Origin of the sequence: uncultured Nitrospira sp. (assembly GCA_902500695.1) — a bacterium.
Taxonomy (GTDB): Bacteria; Nitrospirota; Nitrospiria; order Nitrospirales; family UBA8639; genus Nitrospira_E.
Genome location: CABVRQ010000014.1, coordinates 71,081 through 73,490, shown reverse-complemented (window position 1 = coordinate 73,490; position 2,410 = coordinate 71,081). Strand labels below are relative to the sequence as shown.

Sequence of the window (2,410 nt, the reverse complement as noted above, 5' to 3'; positions counted from 1 at the left end):
ATGAGAAGTTATTTGCGCTCTCGCGCCAAGCCAAATGCATCCCCATCGTCGCTACACAAAGCATCAGCTCGCTGCGCTCCACACTTCCCGGTCGTGATGCGTTGATGCAGGAATATCTGCCTGGACCGGAATTCGGCATCGGGGTGATCGGCAACCTCGAAACCGATTTTTGTATCCTGCCACCCCTTGAAGTCGATTTTTCGCGGCTTCCCGCAGGCCTGGATCCGATTTTGTCATTTGAATCGAAGGCCTATCCCGACTCCCCGAACTGGACAGACATTAAATTTACACAGGCTGTCCTTGATCCGGGTCTTGAGGAACAGATGAAAGCCTGGGTGCGGATCTTGTTCAGGAGGTTCGGATTGCGCGACTACGCACGGTTTGATTTTCGCGTCGGGTCGGACCATACGCCAAAGCTGATGGAGGTGAATCCGAATCCGGCTTGGGCTTACGACGGCAAGCTGGCCTTTATGGCGGGCTTTGCGGGCATACAATATACTGAGATGTTACAAAAGATTCTTCACGCAGCCATTACCCGGCTTGCGGTCGCAACCGGTTAAATAAGCGACCGTGGAATCGCCAGTGCCCAATCAAGTCTTTTGATGAGTTGATCGCCGTGATAGGCTTCCAGTTCTCCCGCAAACTGAAACGTTTCGGTCGTGGCGGTGAGCCGTGTCCGACATTCCAGCCAAATCGACCAGTCCCGACGTTTCAAGTGGGCGGTCTGTGTCAGTTCCGTCTGAGCTGACAGCGCATCTTTTTCAAGAATCCGATAGCGTTTAAAGAGGGTGTATCCCACATCGAGATCGATCTCTTCAATCCTGGCATGTGAGGCGCCGTCAAATTCTCCCCCGTCACTCCGTAACGTGTAAACCATTTCGTTGCTTGCGAGATCGATCTCAATGGTTCGCCGCATGCTGAGTTGCCGGAGTTTTTTATGGGGGGTGCCGGGTGCGGCTTCGGGTGGACCAAAAGGCCGTAACGCTTCATCTTCCTGGCGGGGAGGTCGTACGGGAAGGGTCACATTGCTCATGCCAGTCCGGACGGTCAACGTCACAGGAACGGGCGGCGGCCAGGCAATCGGCCAGTAACTGGTGGAGAGTGAGAGCCTGATCCGGGAGCCCGGAGGGAATGCATGGGCAAGGTCGTTGAGTTGCACCCGTACCTGATACCATCGGCCCGGCTCGAGCGGTTGCGGTGTTTCATGACTCTCGCGATGGGTGAGATTCAACAGCCCGTACGTCACACGCAGAACGGACCCGTCGGGGGCGACTTCTCCTAGACGGACGGCGATCATCGCCACCGGTTGATTGACGCATAGATCCAGTGTCACGACCGGTGCGCCTAAGATCTCAAGTCGTTCGGTGAGCGGATCACTATCGAAGACGAGGGAACCGCCATCGTCGGGTCGCTGGTCGCGTGGCATTTCACCATCCGCGCCGAATCCGCACCATTCTCCGGACCGGACCCCGGTTGTCTGTGGTGAGCAAAACGACAGCTCCGTGGGTTTTTCGGGAATAGGGGAGAGATGTCCCTGTTCTAAGAACCAGCGGCGCTCGCTGATCCGGGGACTTGGCCAGGTGTCTTCCGCTACCCATCTCCCCGGCCATTCGGCGTATTGAGGTTGCGGGGGCTGACTCTCCTGCATCCATACCCGAAATGCGGGTTCATCCATGATTCCTGTTTCCTCGCCTTTCAGCCAGTGGTTCCACCATCTGACGGCTTCCTGCAGAAAGCCGATGGCAGGGCCGGGAACGCCGTCTTGCGGAAAGACATGGGCCCACGGACCGATAAGCGATTTTTTCGGACAGGAGAGATGGGTCATGAGCCGTGGGATGGCGTTGGTATAGCCATCGGCCCAGCCTCCGATGGCGTAAACCGGACAGCGAATGCCGGCGTAATTTTCGCACACCGACCCATGTTTCCAATAATTGTCCCGCGATTGGTGGCGCATCCAGACCACGGGAAACGGTTCGAGATTGTTTAACCGTTCCTGCCACATGTCCCACCATTTGTCGCCCACAATTTCCGGATCAGGCGGCAGCGCCGAGTACAGGGTCAGCATGGAACCCCACTGCATATTCTCATTTAAGAGACAGCCGCCCATATAATGCGCGTCATCCGCGTACCGGTCATCAGTTGAACATAACGTGATGATGGCTTTCAGATTCGCCGGATTCCGCGCCGCGACCTGAAGCGCATTGAATCCTCCCCAGGAAATCCCCATCATCCCGATCGCGCCGGAACACCAGGGTTGTTTGGCGATCCAGGTGATGATTTCCAGTGCGTCGTCATGTTCCTGATGGGAATATTCATCATGCAGGATCCCTTCCGAATCCCCTGATCCCCGAATATCCACGCGAATGCTGGCATAGCCATGCGCCGCAAAATACCGATGGATCGGCTCGTC

General features: G+C 56.4%; 2 protein-coding genes. One reads left to right on the top strand and one right to left on the bottom strand.

Going from position 1 to position 2,410, the window contains the following annotated elements:
* The coding region (locus tag AAH187_RS05785) for a hypothetical protein (protein ID WP_342347490.1) at window positions 1–560 on the top strand (560 nt) is incomplete at its 5' end.
* Here AAH187_RS05785 and AAH187_RS05780 read toward each other — a convergent pair.
* Window positions 557–2,410 (bottom strand): CocE/NonD family hydrolase (locus AAH187_RS05780; RefSeq protein WP_342347489.1); only part of this gene is annotated, 1,854 nt, incomplete at its 5' end. The two genes, AAH187_RS05785 and AAH187_RS05780, sit on opposite strands and share 4 nt — an antisense overlap.